Raw genomic sequence first — 15,468 nt, 5'->3', positions numbered from 1 at the left:
CATCACCGTCACCGCCGTCACCGCCGTCACCACCGTCACCTCCGTCACCGCCGTCACTATTGTCATCACCGTCACTGCCGTCATCACCGTCACCGCCGTCACCGCCGTCACCACCCACCGGGTCGTCGTCGTCCGCGCCGTCACCCGGATCGGTGCCGTCGGCGTTATCGCCGCTGTCGCCGTCGTCGGTGCCCGAATCCGGCGCTTCGTCGAGTTCGAGGGCGACCTCCTCGTTCGCGCCGGACTCCCACGCGGCGGTGCCGGCGTCGACGCCGGCGATCCCGAACGTCACGTCGCCGTCGACCGGTCCCTCGACGGTGAGCTTCTCGTCGAACGCGCCCGAGCCGCCGAACGAACCGTCCGCGTCGGTCTCGATGCTGTCGCGGACCTCGCCGTCGACGACCGCCTCGATCGTCACGCCGTCGACCGGGTCGCCGCCGTCGGTCAGCGTCACCTGTCCGTAGTACGCCGCGGGCGTGGCCGGCGGGCCGTCCTGTCCGGCGACGCCCCCCACGACCGCGCCGCTGGCGACGAGCCCGACGAGGGCGATCGCGACCGCGGCCAGACCGAGCGCGTGTTTGGCGTTCATCGGCTCAGTTCCCCGTCAGGGCGCCCTCCTCGGTTTCCTGCGTCGGATCGACCGGTACGGTCGCGCCGAGCTCGCCGTCGTCGGTGACGAACACCCAGTAGCCCTTGAACGGGCTGACCTCGTCGGGGTTCGTCACTTGACCGGAGGCGTCGAGCCCGTACGGCGTCGTCCGAGACTCGGGGCCGGCGATGGCGTCGATCACGGTCGTGACGTCGCCTGTCGAGCCCGCGAACGCCTCGTCCGAACCGGCGTTTCCGTGCGGCGCGCCGACGAAGTTCCAACCCTGCTCGAGTTCGGCGCTCGTCATCGACGGGACCGGCGAGTCGGTCTCGGCGTACTCGAAGTCGATCCGGAGGTCCGCTTCGCCCTCGTCGACGGAGACGGCGAACGCGTCGAGCGCGTCGATGTCTTCGTCGCGGACCTCAGTACCGCTCTCCCATTCATCGCCGTCGTACGCGTAGATGGTGCCGTCGAACTCGCCGAAGACCTCGCTGACGTTGCCCTCGACGGCCGCCGGGAAGGCGATCGAGTGCGGTTCGCCGTCGGCGGGAATGACGAGGTCGTGACCGAAGTCGGTGGTGCGTCGGACGGGATCATCTACGCTCTCGGCCGCCACGGTTAGGAATGGATCAGATGTGACATTTCCGAGGATGATGTCTTCCGTGGTATTCGGACCGTCGGCGTCACCCCAGTAGTTGAGGGTCGCGTCAAGACGCTCGTCGGCACCGTTTGCGACGGCAACAGCGGGCCGAGTTCGCTCACCAGAGTTGAGATCAAGCGCTATGTTATTGCGCTTCAGCGTTACCGAGTCAGCGTCAGTGGAACCACCGAGGAGGACGCCGTACGGCCGGGCGAAGTTCTCCGTGGTGGTCGTCTCGATTGCCGTGATCGTGTTTCCAGTAATCGTTACTTCGGAGGGACCGGTATCGCTACCCCCACCCTCAGCAAGGCTGATGGCTTGGGTAAATCCTCCGGGCGCTCCGCCGCTTCCAGGGATGGTGCCCTCCGTGTTCAGATCGCTGATATTGTTCTCCGAAATATTCCCCTGCACATCGCCGTTGTACCGAATCGCGACCGTGGAACGGGTGTCTAATAGGCCCGTAATCAGATTGTTCGTAACAGTCGCATCAGTGATCTGCGTTCCGGACTCGTCGATCAGCACCGCCTGAACCGCGCCTTCGTCCTCGTCGGTACCTATTAAATTGCTGATCTCGTTGCTATCGATTTCGATGCCGCTGGTTCCGTCGCTAGCTAAGACACCGATTGCGTTCGCGTCGTCGTCGGCAGTTCCGATGTCGGTGATTACGTTGTGACTGATCGTGACGTTTTCGTTTCCACTGTGTACGTTCACGCCTACTTGACCGGCGTAATCAGTGGGACTCGCAGTTCCCTGCTGACCGGGGGAGTTAATTTCGAATCCGCTGATTTCGACATCACTAGCCCGCACATCAACGCTGTTCTGGATCACAGCCTCATCGCTACGGTTCACTTCGTCGGAGATGCCAGCGTTCGGACCTCGGAGTGTGACGTTCTGTGTGCTGATCGTTACAGACTCATTGTACACGCCGGGATAGACAGTCACTACGTCGCCGCTCTGAGCGGGGCTTGCGTCATAGATATTATTATCAGTTGCAAGCTGTATTTCGGAGTAAATTGTTGAGTTCGCCGAGCCGACGAATGCTGCTCGATCAAATTGATTTGCATCTATGATATTGCTACCGCGGAATGTGCCACGTGGCTGATAGACTTGAACAGTGTTGTTCTCAAAGACGTTGCCAGATATATTTGAGCTTACGACCTGTCCAGTCCAAGCAGCTAGTCCAGTATTCCCATCGCGGATTTCGTTTTGCGCATATGTTAAGTTACTAACAACAGTATCGTCAGTACCAGCTAGTGACCTTTCTGAGAAGATATCGATAGCCTGGAATTGATTCTCGATATTATTTTGTTTGATAACGACGTCCTCAATCACTCCCGGTGAATCATCAAATTCCCGATACGATTGGAGTGAAACGGCTTTATTTACACCGCTAAAGCTGTTATCCCGAATGACAACCTTCTCAGAGGGGCCGTATACAGAGATTCCTGTGCCTGTGTTGCCAGTCGAACGGATCGCGTTAAACTGGCTTCCTTCGACTAATAGTCTGCCTTCGTCGACCAGTATCGCGTCCTGTGCTAGTGTGTCGATCTTACCGCTTCCATTAATCGTGGTCTGGTGAATGGTGGCAGTACTTCGTCCGCCAGAAATGAGTACGGCAAACTTCCCGAAACCATCAATTTCAGAGTTGGAAAGATGTACGTCACCAGAGCTGGTTGATTCGGTATATTTGTTATGTCCCAATGCGATGGCGCCATGATTCTGCGTCCCAGATGGCTCCCCGTTTTCTGGGACAAACATCTGCCGCATAGCTACATTCGTTGCGTTCACACTTCCGTTATTACGGATAAATATTCCAGCAGTATTTGATGAGGTAAATGGACCCTCAATTGATAATCCGTCAAGTTCGACAGTGGAGTTATTTTCTACAATTATGAAAGAATTTTCACCATAACTACTACCAGATGCGGAATCATAGGAAATAACGGTGTCACTTTCACCGATGATGGTGAGATCTTTTTCAATAGAGATTTGCTGATCATACGTTCCAGATTGAAGATAGATGGTGTCGCCAGTAGTCGCATTATCTACTGCATCTTGGATTGAATCTCCTTCACTAACGACAATTTCGTCACCGCTCTGCGCCGCCGCACCACCTACGAACCCGGCCCCCATCGCGACCACTGACAGCACCATGATCGCGGCGAGGAAGACCGCGCGGAACCGCGCGCGTGTCATTTATTGACCACCGTTCGTTGCGTCGTCCAGCGTGAGTCGTCGATAAGCATGTGCATAATCGCAGTACTCCGTGGTGGAGATATCCGTACGGAGTAGTGGGACAGGGGTAGTATTTCGCCGCCAGAACCGTCGTTTCCGCGCGTTGAAACCTCTTCAGGCTCCCCCTGAAACGGCGTTTAAGACGCTGCACCGCAGGATACGGGCTCAACCCTCAGCGCGGGATCTCCCACGAAAAATCGTCGGGGTTCGAGGCGAAGTCGGCCCCGGCCGCGTCAGTCGTCGGCCGGGGTCCGCGGCTCGGCCGGCGGTTCGGCGTCGTCCGCCGGGTCGTCCACGGCGTCGGCGTCGGGGGTCTCGTCGAGCCGTTCGTCCGCCTCCTCGGACCGGTGGCGCTCTCGGATCTCCTCGATCGAGCGCGCCTCGACGTTGTAATGACACATGACAACTATTGGCAAGCGCTAGGCGCAAAAAAGCATTACGCCGAATCGGCCGCCGACGGCTCTCAAACCGACGTTTCAGGGTTTGACGAGCACCTTGATCGCCTCGCGCTCGTCCGTCATCCGGTACCCCTCGGCGACCTCGTCGAGGCCGACCGTCTCGGTGAACACCGGCGCGGGGTCGAGCGTGCCTTGGAGCACGTCGGCCATCAGCTCCTCGGCGTACGCGCGGACCGGGGCGACGCCGCCGGCGAGCGTGACGTTGTCGCCGAACATGCCGAACACGTCGAGCCCCTCGTCGTCGACCCCGTAGGGGACGCCGACGTAGCCGATCGTGCCGCCGGGCCGGACCGCGTCGATCGCGGTGTTCATCGTGCTCGCGGCGCCGACGCACTCCATCACGTGGTTCGGGCCGCCGTGGGTGAGTTCGCGGATCCGCTCGGCGGCGGCCTCGCCGCGCGCCGAGACCGTCTCGGTGGCGCCGAGGTCCTCCGCGAGTTCGAGGGGGTCCTCGCGGTGGCCCACCGCGACGATGCGCTCGGCGCCGAGCCGACGCGCCGCGAGGACGCCGCAGAGCCCGGCCGCGCCGTCGCCGATCACGGCCACCGTGGAGCCGGCGGTCGACGAGCCCGTACTGGATGAACGCGAGCGAGGAGCTCGACAACCCGAACGGCTCGCTGATGAACCCGATCTTCACCAGCGTCGTCGCCTCCAGCGGGTACGCGACGAGCGGGAAGATGAGGAACGGCACGAACAGCGCCGACCCGCTGATGCCGACGGTGTTGACGGTGGTCGCCCCGGTGACGAACGCGACGAACAGCCACCAGTACGCGGTCCAGTAGTCGATCCCGGCGTCGGCGGGCGTCGGTGCGAAGCCGTACACCCCGGCGACGAACGCGAGCGGGGCGAGAAACACGAGCAGGTGCTGATAGCGTAGGAAGCTACGCTGCACCTCGCTCGACAGTGAGGGGCTCATTGAATCGTGAACGACCGGTAGCCGAGATGCGTATGAATTAGTTATTATTACTAATAATTCGGATGAAATCATCGAATTCTCGACCGGAGGAGGGTACGGTGTTCGGATTCGTTTCTCGACGGTAAAATATCAGCGAAGTGGTTGAAAAATTGAGTTCACGACGCTCGGGCGGCCGCTTCCCGCGCGAGGGAGGGGGCCGCGAGCGGCGGGCCGACGCGCCCGACCGCCGACGGCGCGGACGGTCAGCGCCGCCGCAGGTAGAGGGCCCCGCAGATCAGGGCCGCCCCGGCGAACAGCACGAAGGCCGCCGCGGCGGGCGACGGGAGCGAGCCGAACCCGCTCACCTCCACCGGGACCTCTCGCTCCGAGTCACCGTCCCCCGCGTCGGCCCCGGTTCCCGCCGACTGGCCGGCGGGCGCCGATTCCGTCTCGGTCGCTCCGGAGTCCGACGAGGAGCCGCGCTCCGTGCCGGACTCCGAGCCCGAATTCGAGTCGGAGTCGTCGGTTCCGTCGCCGTCGGAGCCGTCCGTCTGGTCGTCCGCCGCGTCGTCGTCCGACCGGTCGGTCGAGCCACCGTCGTCGGTGACCGCGACGGAGGCGCCCCGTTCGGCGGTCACCGCGTACGCCCGGCCCTCCTCGTCACCGAGCGTCTCGACGGAGACGGCGACGTCGGTGGAGCCGACTGACTCGCCCCTGACGGTGACCGTCGCGACCGTCACCGCGCCCGCGTCGTCCGTGTCCAACATCGCCGCGCGGACGGACGCGTTCGAGCCGTCCGGGGCGACCGCGACGTCACGGGCTCCGGAGTCGCCGGCGACCTCCGCGTCGACGACCGCCGCCACGTTCGGGTCGTCGACGGCGACCGTCAGGTCGTACGCGCCGACGCCGCCGTCGGCGTTCCCGACGACGACGTCGACAGTCGTCGTCTCGCCGACGACCGTCGGCTCGTCGGCCCCGGCGAGTCGCACCGGCGTGTCCGTCGCCGCGACGGCCGGGACCGCCGTCGCGGTCAGCAGCAGCACCCCCAACAGGACCGCCGTCGCGGGCGCCGTCGGAGCGTCGATACCTGACATCTGTCTGATTCACCCCGTCTCCTCGGCGAACAGCGTCTGGATGTCGAGCAGCGAGAACTCGCCGTCCCCGTTGAAGTCGAACGCGTCGGGCGAGTTCTGCACGACCGAGCCGTCGCGGTCGGCGAACAGCGTCTGGACGTCGAGGACGTCCACGCTGCCGTCGCCGTTCACGTCCTCGTAGACGCCGTCGCCGTCCGGGTCCTGCGCCGGGGCGTCGGAGTCGCCGACGACGAGGGTGGACGCCGCGAGCGTGGCGCCGGACGCGGCCGTCACCTCGTACGCGTTCCCGGACTCGTCGCCGAGTTCGGAGACGTCGAGCGAGACGTCCGTGGTCCCCTCGGCGGCGGACTCGACGGTGACCGTCCCGAGCGTCACGCTCCCGTTGTCGTCGGTGTCGACGAGGACCGCTTCCATCGTCGCCGAGGAACCGTCCTCGGCGATCTCGACGTCGGTGAGGTTCTCGTCGACGTTCGAGACGCTGGCGTCCGTGATCGACGCCACGCTCGGGTCGTCGACGGTGACCGTCATCGAGTACACGCCGACGCCGCCGTCGGCGTCGTCGACCACGACGTCGTACTCGGCCGAGTCGCCGACCGCGACGAGTTCGCTCTCGGGCGAGAGACTGACCTCGGTGGATGGCCCGTCGGTCGGCGGGTCCTCGTCGCCCGGCGGGTCCGCCTCGTCGTCCTCGACCGTGACCGTCACGGTGTCGGTGGCGGTGGCGTCACCGTCGGAGACGGTCACCTCGAAGGCGAGCGTCTCGTCGGCGTCGATGTCGGGGGCCGTGAACGACGGCGTCGCGGTGCCGTCGTCGCTCAGCGTGACTCCCGTCCCGCTGGTCTGCGTCCAGTCGTACGACAGATCGTCGCCGTCGGCGTCGCTCGAACCGGAGGCGTCGAGGCTGACCGAGTCTCCCTCGGCGACGGTCTGGTCGTCACCGGCGTCGGCCGTCGGCGGCTGGTTCACCGGATCGGGCGCCTCGCCGACGGAGACCGTCTGGGTCGCCGTGTCGGTCGCGCCGTCGTCGTCGGTGACGGTCAGTTCGACCGCGTAGTCGCCCGCGGTGTCGTAGGTGTGGCTGGCCGACGCGCCGGTGCTGGTCGCGCCGTCGCCGAAGTCCCACTCGTAGCTCGCGATCGAGCCGTCGTCGCTGGAGCCGGAGGCGTCGAAGGAGACCGTCTCACCCGCTTCGGGCGCGGACGGGCTCGCGGCGAAGGACGCCGTGGGGCCCTCGTTCTGCTCGGGTTCCTGGACCGTGATGGTCGTCGAGTCGGAGTCCACCGTCTGGGCGGAATCGCCCGGACTCAGCGCCGACCCGTCGGCGGTGATCGCGTATTCACCGGAGCCGTCGTCGGGGACGCCGACGGTGTACTCGACCGTGTAGCTCACGTTGACGCCGTCGTCGTCGCCGGCGAGCCACGTCCACGTGCCGTCGTTGTACGCCACTGGACCGTCCGCCGACTGCGACTCGATCGCCCAGCTGTCCGGGAGATCGACGCTCATCTGCGGCGCGTTCAGCTCCGCGACGTCGAACTCCGTCGTCAGCGTCACTGTGTCTCCCGGTGCGACCGTCGTGCTGTCGGCCGTCTGTTCGACCGAGACGCTCGGGTCCGCCGCTACTATCCCCACCGGTCCGAAGACCGTGAGGACGAGTGAGAGCGCGACGAGCGCCGTGATCGTCTGTCTGAGGTATCCGTGTGCTTTGTCGTTCATCGGTTGGGTTTGTGTTGTTGGGTTCGCTGTCGTCGTGAGGTCGGTCGTCGCTCGGTTCGGTGGCTCCTCAACCGCAGTCGAACGGCGGACGAGCGCGTGTTACGGTCGTGCATCGTGAGTTACCTACTGCGAGGTACCCTCCGATTCCACGATCTCGATGGCTCTGATCTGGGGGTTCTGGAACTCGGTCTCCTCGAAGGAAACCGTGACCGTGCCGTCGCCGTCGTCGGTGACGGTGGCGTTCTTCACCGTCCCCGTCTCGTGGCCGACATCGGCCACGGGGTCGTACTGTGACAGGACCTGTTGGCCCTCGACGGAGACGTTGAACTGCCGGTCGCCGGGCTCGCTGGCGCCGGAGTACGAGTTACCGACGTAGAGTCGGACTTCGATCTGCTGACCCGGGTCGACGTCGAACTCCCACGTCATCTCGCCGTAGCGCTCGCAGTCCCACACGCCATCGGGCGTGCTCGACGGGACGTTCGCGGTCGTCGAGGTGATCTCTCCGACGCAGCTGGTTCCGACGTCCGACGAGGCGACCGACGCGAGGTACGGCGAACTCGTGTCCACGACGCCGGTCCAGTCGGGACCGTCGTCGGTGGCGGAGATCGTCGTCCCCTCGCCGGCGTTCACGCGATGCAGGACCTGCTGGGTCGACGAGCCGCCGTCGCCGGCGCTATCGTCGTACTCCAGGACGACCGTGTCCGAGGTCTGCCCGGTGTCGCCGCCGCTGCTCTCCGTGGCCGCGACGAAGTAGTTCAGGTCAGTCTCGGAGAGGCTCACCGGAACGGTGGCCTGCCCGCTCGAATCGAGCGTAACCGTCTGATAGCTCACCGACTGGGCGTTGTCGGCCTCGAAGGCGTCGAGGTCGTAGCCGTCGGTCGGCGGCTCGCTCGCCTCCACGTGGAGGAGTTCGAGCGTGCCGTCGGCGGGCCCGCTGAGGGTGAGCGTCTGGGAGCCGTCGCCGACCGCGGCGGCCTCGTGGGCCGGGAAGTCGGTCGACTGCAGGCTGACGCCGTCAACGCCGAGCGTCGGCGCGGCAGGCGCGTTCCCGTCGAGCGTGGTCTGTGCGCCGCCGTCGCTACCGTCGCCGAACAGGTCGGACGACTGGGTCGAACCGTCGACGTACTCGGCGGTGACCTCGCTGCCGGCGATCTCGAGGCCCGAGACGGATCCCGCGCCACCAGTCGTCGAGGCGCCCTTGATCGTCGTCGGGTCCATGTCGATGGACATCGAGACCGACTCACCGGGGTCGAAGTCGTCGAACGCGACGGTCATCACGTCGTACCCCTCGGCGTCGTCCTGCCCGTTGTGGGGCTGGCTGAACACGTCGCCGTCGGCGGTGGAGACCACACCGACGCCGTCGCCCGACTGACCGTCGACGCTGAGCTGCTTCGCGGTCGCGTCGCCGGCCGTGCCGTCCGGGTCGAACACCGCGTCGGGAATCAGACTCTGGCCGGCGTCGAACGTGACCGACGAGATCTGCTGGTCGCCGGTGTTCGTGATCTCGAACGAACCACCGCTGTAGGTGCTCGCGTCGATCCCGCCGTTCGGGGTGACCGCGACGTCGGCCGAACCGGGCCCGGTAGCAGCCGGCTCTTCGACGGTGAGCTGGAACGACTCGGTCGCGGTGCCCTGGCCGTCGTCGGCCGTCACCTCGACCGCGTACGTGCCCGCGTCACCCGACTCGGGGGCGATGCTGAGCTCGCCGTTGGAGAGGCTGACGAAGTCCGGGCCGCTCACCGACAGCGACACCGAATCGCCGTCGGGGTCGTCGGCGCTGACCGGGACGGTCGCCGAGTCGCCCTCGGTCACCGTCTGATCGGAGATGGACTGGACCGTCGGTGGAGTGTTGGTGTCGCTAACCTCGGTGACCTTGATCGCCGAGATCTTCGCGTTGTCTACGGCGTCGTCCTCGGTGGCGTCGAACCCGACGTTTAGCTCGCCGTCGGTCACTTCGACGGTGAAGGTCTCGTTGATGGCCGTTTGAGGCCCACCCGACTCTGCGATGATGTCGTAGTTGTCGAGGGTCTCCTGACCTTCGATGGACACGTCGAAGATCCGGTCGCCTTCGCCGCCGTCATTGGCGACGCCCTGATAGAGCTCCACGAACTTGAGCGTCACCTCGTACTGGCCGTTGTCGACGGAAGCGCTCCAGTTGAAGTCCGAACCGTACAGTTCAGTCCAGTACAGCTCATCGTTCTGCGTGTTCGCGATCTCGGGTTCGGACGGCGTGCCGGCCTGGCCCGACGTGAACTGCGTCGTACCACCGGTGAAGTTCGTGCTGGCCTGGTAGACCGTGCCGTCGCTGGCAGTGTACTCCGGACCGCCCGCGTTGACCGCGTAGACGACGTCGCCCTCAGGACCGCCGTCGTCACCGCCGGCGCTCTCATCGTACTTCAGGACGACCGCGTTCGAGCCGAGACCGGTGTCGGAACCGGGCTCGCCGTGGGTCGCCACGAAGTAGTTGTAGCCGCCGACCGCGGTCGTGTTAAGCAGCGTGACGGGCACCTCGGCCTCGCCGTTCGAGTCGAGCGTGACCGTCTGGTAGTCGACGTTCTCGACCTTGTTGCCCTCGTAGGGCTCGATGTCGTAGCCGGGCGTGCCGTCGTAGTCGGGCACGGTGTCGAGTTCGAGTTCGCTCTCGACGTGCAGCAGCGTGGCCGTCTCACCGGGCTCGCCGGTGACCGTCACGGTCTGGTCGGCCTCGCTCACGGTGGCCGCGCTGTGGTGACCGCGGAGCGCGGCCTCGTCGAGGTCGACGCCCTGGACGTCGATGCTCGGCGCCGGTGCGACGGACTCGTCGACCGTCGCCTGCGCGCCGCCCGCGCTGCCGTCGCCGAACAGCTGTGCCTCCTGCGCGCTCCCGTCGGCGTACTGGACGCTCACGGTCGAACGCGCGAGTTCGAGGCCGGAGACCGGCCCCGCCTCTTGCGAGGTCATGCTCGCGGCCTTGATGCTCGTCGGGTCGTTGTCGGCCGAGAACGACACCGACTCGCCGGGATCGAAGTCGGTGAACTCGACGGTCAGTGCGTCGTAGCCGTCGGAGCCGTTCACGCCGTTGTGCGGCTGGCCGAACACGTCGTCGTCCGCCGTGCTCGCGACGCCGACGCCATCACCGGACTCGCCGTCGACGACGAGCCCCTTCGCCGCCTGATCGCCCGCGGTCCCGTCGGGGTCGAACACCATGTCGGGCATCGCCGCCGACGAGAGGTCGAAGGTCACCGACGAGATCGGCTGGTCGCCGGTGTTCTCGACGGTGAACGAACCCCCGCTGTAGGTGCTCGCCTCGGTGTCGGTGTCGGGGGTGACGCTCACCGACGCTGCGCCGGGTTCCGCGGCGGGTTCGGTGACCGTGACCGTCTGGGTGACGCTGTCGATCGCGCCGTCGTCGTCGGTGACGGTCAGGGTGACCGCGTAGTCGCCCGCGGCGTCGAACGCGGTGGTCGCCTGCTCCCCGGACGCGTCGGTCGCCCCGTCGCCGTCGAAGTCCCACTCGTAGCTCGCGATCGAGCCGTCGTCGCCGGACCCGGACGCGTCGAAGCTCACCTGCTGACCCGCCTCCGGAGCGTCGGGACTGGCGGTGAACGACGCCGCCGGCGGGTCGTTGGCGTCGCCGACGGGAGTCGCCGTCGCCCAGTAGTTGATGAGCTGTTGGATCTCGGAGTCACCGATCGTCTCGCCGCCGGTGTCGGGGACCTCGCCGTCGGTCGCCCACCAGTTGATCGCCTGCTGGATCTCCGCGTCCTCGATCAGCGAGTCGTCGTCGCCGCCCGTCGCGATCGCTTCCGCGACGGTCATCGTGTCGCCGGCCGGCGGCTCCTCTGCGGCCGGCTGAACCGTGACGTTCACCTCGTCGGTGTCGCTGTTCTGCCCGTCGGAGACGCTCAGCTGGAATTCGAGCGTCGATTCGGTGTCGACCTCGGGCGCGGTGAACGCCGCCGTCTCACCGTCGCTCTGGCTCAGACCGGCGTCCGGACCCGCGGTCTGGATCCACGTGTAGCCGAGCTGATCGCCGTTCGGGTCGGCGGATCCGGACCCGTCGAGCGTGACCTGCTGGCCCTCGCCGACCGTCTGGTCAGCGCCCGCATCGGCGACGGGCGGCTCGTTCGCGGGCGGGGTCACGTAGTCGACGCCGATGTCGGTCCACGTCGCGTCGAACGACGACCCGGCGCCGTTCGACGTCGAGACGACGCCCACGGCGAGGCCGGTTCCGTCGGACGTGTCGAGCCAGGACGCCGGGATGGCTGCCGTCCCGACTTCGATCGTCTCGCCGTCGACCTCGTACTCGGCGACGAGAGCGACCTCGTCCTCGCCGTTGTTCGGCGTCGGGTCGGTTGTCGGATCGACTGTCAGCCGAAGCGTCGTGTCCGTGCCGGTGACGTTGGCGTCGCTCACGACGTTCGGCGAGGTCTGGTGGGTGAACGAGTCGCCCTCTTCCTGCGCGAACTCGACGCCGCCGTTGCCGCCGTCGGCCGCGACGACGAGCTTCGCGTAGTCGGACTGAGTGCCGGTTCCCACGTAGATCCCGGCCGACTGGTAGTCCTCGGGGTTCTCAGGGAAGGAAGCGACCGTCGACTCGACCGTGAACGGTTCCGCCGGCGGGTCGACGCCGAACTGGAACGCGTACTGCTGCGTGTTCGTGTCCGCGTAGGCGTCACCCTGGGGGACGCCCTCGACCGTCAGGACCTCCGCCGCGCCGCCGACCGTCATCTGCGTCGGGTCGTAGAGCTCCTGGTAGTCGGTCCCGTTCGTCATCAGCCCGGTCCAGCCCTGCCCGTTCGCGCCGAACAGGCTCAGCTCCGAGAGGTCGTGCTGGACGGGGAGCGTCGCGTCGAGCCCGTTGTTCGGGTCGACCGCGAACGGGTCTTCCGTGTCGTTGAGCCCGTCGTCGTCGTCGTCGGGATCGTTCAGGTTCGACGTACCGTCGTCGTCGAAGTCCGCCGGCGTCGACGCCGACGAACACGGGTCGGTTCCCGCGTCGATCTCGTCGGCGTTGTCGTAGCCGTCGCCGTCCTCGTCGAGGGAGGGGTCGTCGGCGCCGGTACACGTGGCGCCGCTCCCACCGTCGCCGTCGTCGGCCCCATAATCGACCGGTTCGAGCACGGTGACGCCGTTTCCGCCGATGTCGGCCGTCCAGACCGTCCCGGCGAACTCTCCGTCGTCGCCTTGGGCGACAATGCCGAGCGGACCAGCGGTGTTGGCGATCGTCTCGACGCTCACGACGGTCGACCCGTCATCGCTCAGTTCCACGCGCTCGACGTCGCCGCCGAGTTCGAGTTGTAGGAGGTCGCCATCCATGGCGCCCCCGAAGTTCGAGGCGGTGTACTGTTCTACTCCGCCGGTCGGCCCGAACAGAACCTTGTCGCCGTTCTCGAACTCCATCGTGTTCGCGCTCCCCGCCGGAGCGCCCGGATCGGGCGACCCGCTCGTCGGCGGAATGTAGTCCGCCTCTCGCGGATCGACCATGCTCTCCGGGACCGGGGAGTTCGACTCGTTGATGTCGAACAGCAGATCCCCGTTCGCGTCGTAGACGTCAGCGCCGGTCGGATTCGCCCGAATAGGCGCGGCGTGGCCGCCGTAGTCGCCCTCGTCGACCACGACGAGCTGGTCCGACGTCGTGTAGCTTCCGTCCTCGTTGGGGTGGTTCGTCACCGTCGCGGCGTCGGCGGTGGTGTCGCCGTTCGCGTCGGCGGGCTGGCCGCCCCAGCCGCCGTTCGGACCGTGGTCCGCGGCGTACACCTGCCCGCTCTCGCCTACGACCAGGTCGTAGGGGTTCCGGTAGCCGGCCGAGTAGATCTGGACCGGACCGCCCTCAACGAGCGTCGCCTGGTTGACGCCGTTTTTCCCGCCGAAGGGCAGGTCGCTGCCCTGAACGGTCGGAAGCGCGTACAGGTAGTCGAGGTCCGGGTAGTCGCCGTTCTGCGTCTGCAGGCTCGTCGCCTGGTAGTCGCTCCCGATCTGCGCGAGATCGATCTCGAGGATCGCCGCCGACAGCGCGTACTCCGGCGTGTGTCCGAAGTTGTCGCCCGGCGCGCCCTTGTTGGTGTGACCGCCCTGCGCGACGTACAGCGTCTCGCCGTCAGCCGAGAGGTCGAGACCGTTGGTCGCGTGGTTCTCCTCGGACCGCGGCAGCCCGAGCACCAGCACCTCGTGGTCGACCTCGCCGGCCTGCAGCACGCCGTCGCTGCCGGGCGTGACGGTCAGCCGCGAGATGGCTCCCGAGTTGGTGTCGGTGGAGTCGTCGTCCTGTCCGACGGTGATCTCGGGGTCGCTGGAGGAGACGTACACCACGGGCTCGGCGGCGGTCCCGCCGACGGTCAGTCCCGTGATCTGCCGGTTGTCCTGACCGGGTTCGAGGTTCCCGAAGTCGTCGTGGTTCGGGATGTCCTCGATGGCGTCGATCTGGACCTCGTTGACGACCTCGTAGCTGTTCTCGCCGGTCCGGGTGACGTTCAGCGCGTACACCGTGCCCCCCTGCGTCGAGACGTAGGCGCGACCGTCCGGGCCGAAGTCGATGGCCGTCGGGTTGCCCGCGCTGAAGCCGTCGAGCGCACTCTTCTGGAAGCTCGGATCGACCGCGCTTGCGCCGTTTCCGGAGAGGTCAACCGAGAGCGGCGAGTTGCTTCCCGAGTGGTCGATCGAGAGCGTCGCGGACGACGCCTGTGCGGCCGTCGGCGCGAACATCACCGGGACGTCCGCCGACTCACCGGGCGAGAGCGTCGTCTGCGACGCCGTGCCCGCCGAGAACACGCCGTCGCCGGAGACCGAGACGCCGTCGATCGTGATGTCGGCGTCGCCGTCGCCGCCGAGATTCGTCAGCGTGACCGACTCCGTCTCGGAGTCGTCGACGACCACGTCGCCGAAGTCGACCTCCGACGGGCCGCCGAGCGTGTCCGGCTCGGGCTCGGAGTCGACGATCTCGATCGCCGAAATCTTCGCGTTGTCCTCGACGGTCGACAGGTCGACGTCGATCTGACCGTCCGCCGGCGTCACCGTGAACGACTTCATCACGCCCGTCGCGGAGCCGACGTCCGCGTAGATATCGTAGTCGTCCAGGACAGTCTCGTCTTCCACGGCGACGTCGAAGACGCGGTCCCCCGCTCCGCCGGTGGAGTTCCCGCCGTCCACGCCGTGGTATATCTCGGCGAAGTACAGGCGGACCTCGTACGTCTGTCCGCTCTGGACGTTCTCCGAGAAGGCCCACTGCTGATCGCCGTACAGCTCGGACTGGAACACCGACGTCGGGGTCGACGCCGGCACGCTCGCGTCCGTCGAGACGCTCACGGCCTGGGAGTACGTGGATCCTCCGGAGACGTACGTCCCGTCGCTAGCGGCCCAGTCCGGACCGCCGTCAGTCGCGGCGACCGTCGAGTCGCCCGCGTTCACGCGGTGAACGACGTCGCCGGGGGCCGCGGCGGCCCCGCCGGGTATCGCGGCCGTGCCCGCGATCATCGACGTCACCATTACCACCGCGAACAGAACCGCAAACGCCTGTTCTCTGCCCGCTCGGCTCATCCTCGCGGGCCTCCTGTTCGACCGATCGTGTTTGTTGAGGTATATATCATCGCTCTCGTCCCCGCCGAAGCGGCCTCGCGTCGGCGGAACGTAGGTCGCTACAGTAGACCGATAATTAAGTAGAAACTGAATAATCAGATAAATTATTTTTCAGGGACCCCTCGTTGGCGTTCCTGACACCCCTGAACGGGCGCCTGAAGGCGCCCTCAGGACGGGATCGCAACTCGCTCTCCACGGTGATCGGACCTGTCGAACGACTTTCACCGAGATCGCGTGACGACGGACAGGCGACGGTTCAATTTATATATTATTTCTCGGATACAATACCG

The 15,468-nt window shown here is 66.1% G+C and carries 5 protein-coding genes and 3 pseudogenes; all 8 read right to left on the bottom strand.

Going from position 1 to position 15,468, the window contains the following annotated elements; translation table 11 throughout:
• Nucleotides 1-589, bottom strand: a pseudogene (locus tag DJ82_RS14955) (hypothetical protein); the annotation flags it as partial.
• Between the two features lie 4 nt (nt 590-593).
• Nucleotides 594-3,425 (bottom strand): surface glycoprotein, encoded by a 2,832-nt coding sequence (locus DJ82_RS06410; RefSeq protein WP_094581339.1) that lies wholly within the window; start codon nt 3,423-3,425, stop codon nt 594-596.
• A gap of 272 nt (nt 3,426-3,697) precedes the next feature.
• A complete protein-coding gene (locus DJ82_RS14950) occupies nt 3,698-3,865 on the bottom strand; it encodes a hypothetical protein (RefSeq protein ID WP_198948025.1) in 168 nt (55 codons plus the stop codon).
• 75 nt (nt 3,866-3,940) lie between these two features.
• A pseudogene (locus DJ82_RS06405) lies at nt 3,941-4,477 on the bottom strand (zinc-binding dehydrogenase); the annotation flags it as partial.
• Nucleotides 4,473-4,838 (bottom strand): annotated as a pseudogene (locus tag DJ82_RS15240) (sulfite exporter TauE/SafE family protein); the annotation flags it as partial. The pseudogenes DJ82_RS06405 and DJ82_RS15240, both read right to left, overlap by 5 nt.
• Nucleotides 4,839-5,080: 242 nt before the next feature.
• Nucleotides 5,081-5,911, bottom strand: a complete 831-nt coding sequence (locus DJ82_RS06395; protein ID WP_094581338.1) for a hypothetical protein — start codon at nt 5,909-5,911, stop codon at nt 5,081-5,083.
• Nucleotides 5,912-5,920: 9 nt separating this feature from the next.
• Complete coding sequence (locus DJ82_RS06390; protein ID WP_094581337.1) at nt 5,921-7,624, bottom strand: PKD domain-containing protein; 1,704 nt, start codon at nt 7,622-7,624, stop codon at nt 5,921-5,923.
• A gap of 123 nt (nt 7,625-7,747) precedes the next feature.
• The gene (locus tag DJ82_RS06385) at nt 7,748-15,139 is read right to left on the bottom strand and encodes a malectin domain-containing carbohydrate-binding protein (protein ID WP_094581336.1); all 7,392 of its coding nucleotides are present in this window, start codon (nt 15,137-15,139) and stop codon (nt 7,748-7,750) included.
• Nucleotides 15,140-15,468 lie beyond the last annotated feature (329 nt).

It is taken from the genome of Halorubrum sp. Ib24 (genome assembly GCF_002252745.1).
In the GTDB taxonomy this organism is placed as follows: domain Archaea; phylum Halobacteriota; class Halobacteria; order Halobacteriales; family Haloferacaceae; genus Halorubrum.
This window is presented reverse-complemented; position numbering and strand designations above follow the sequence as displayed.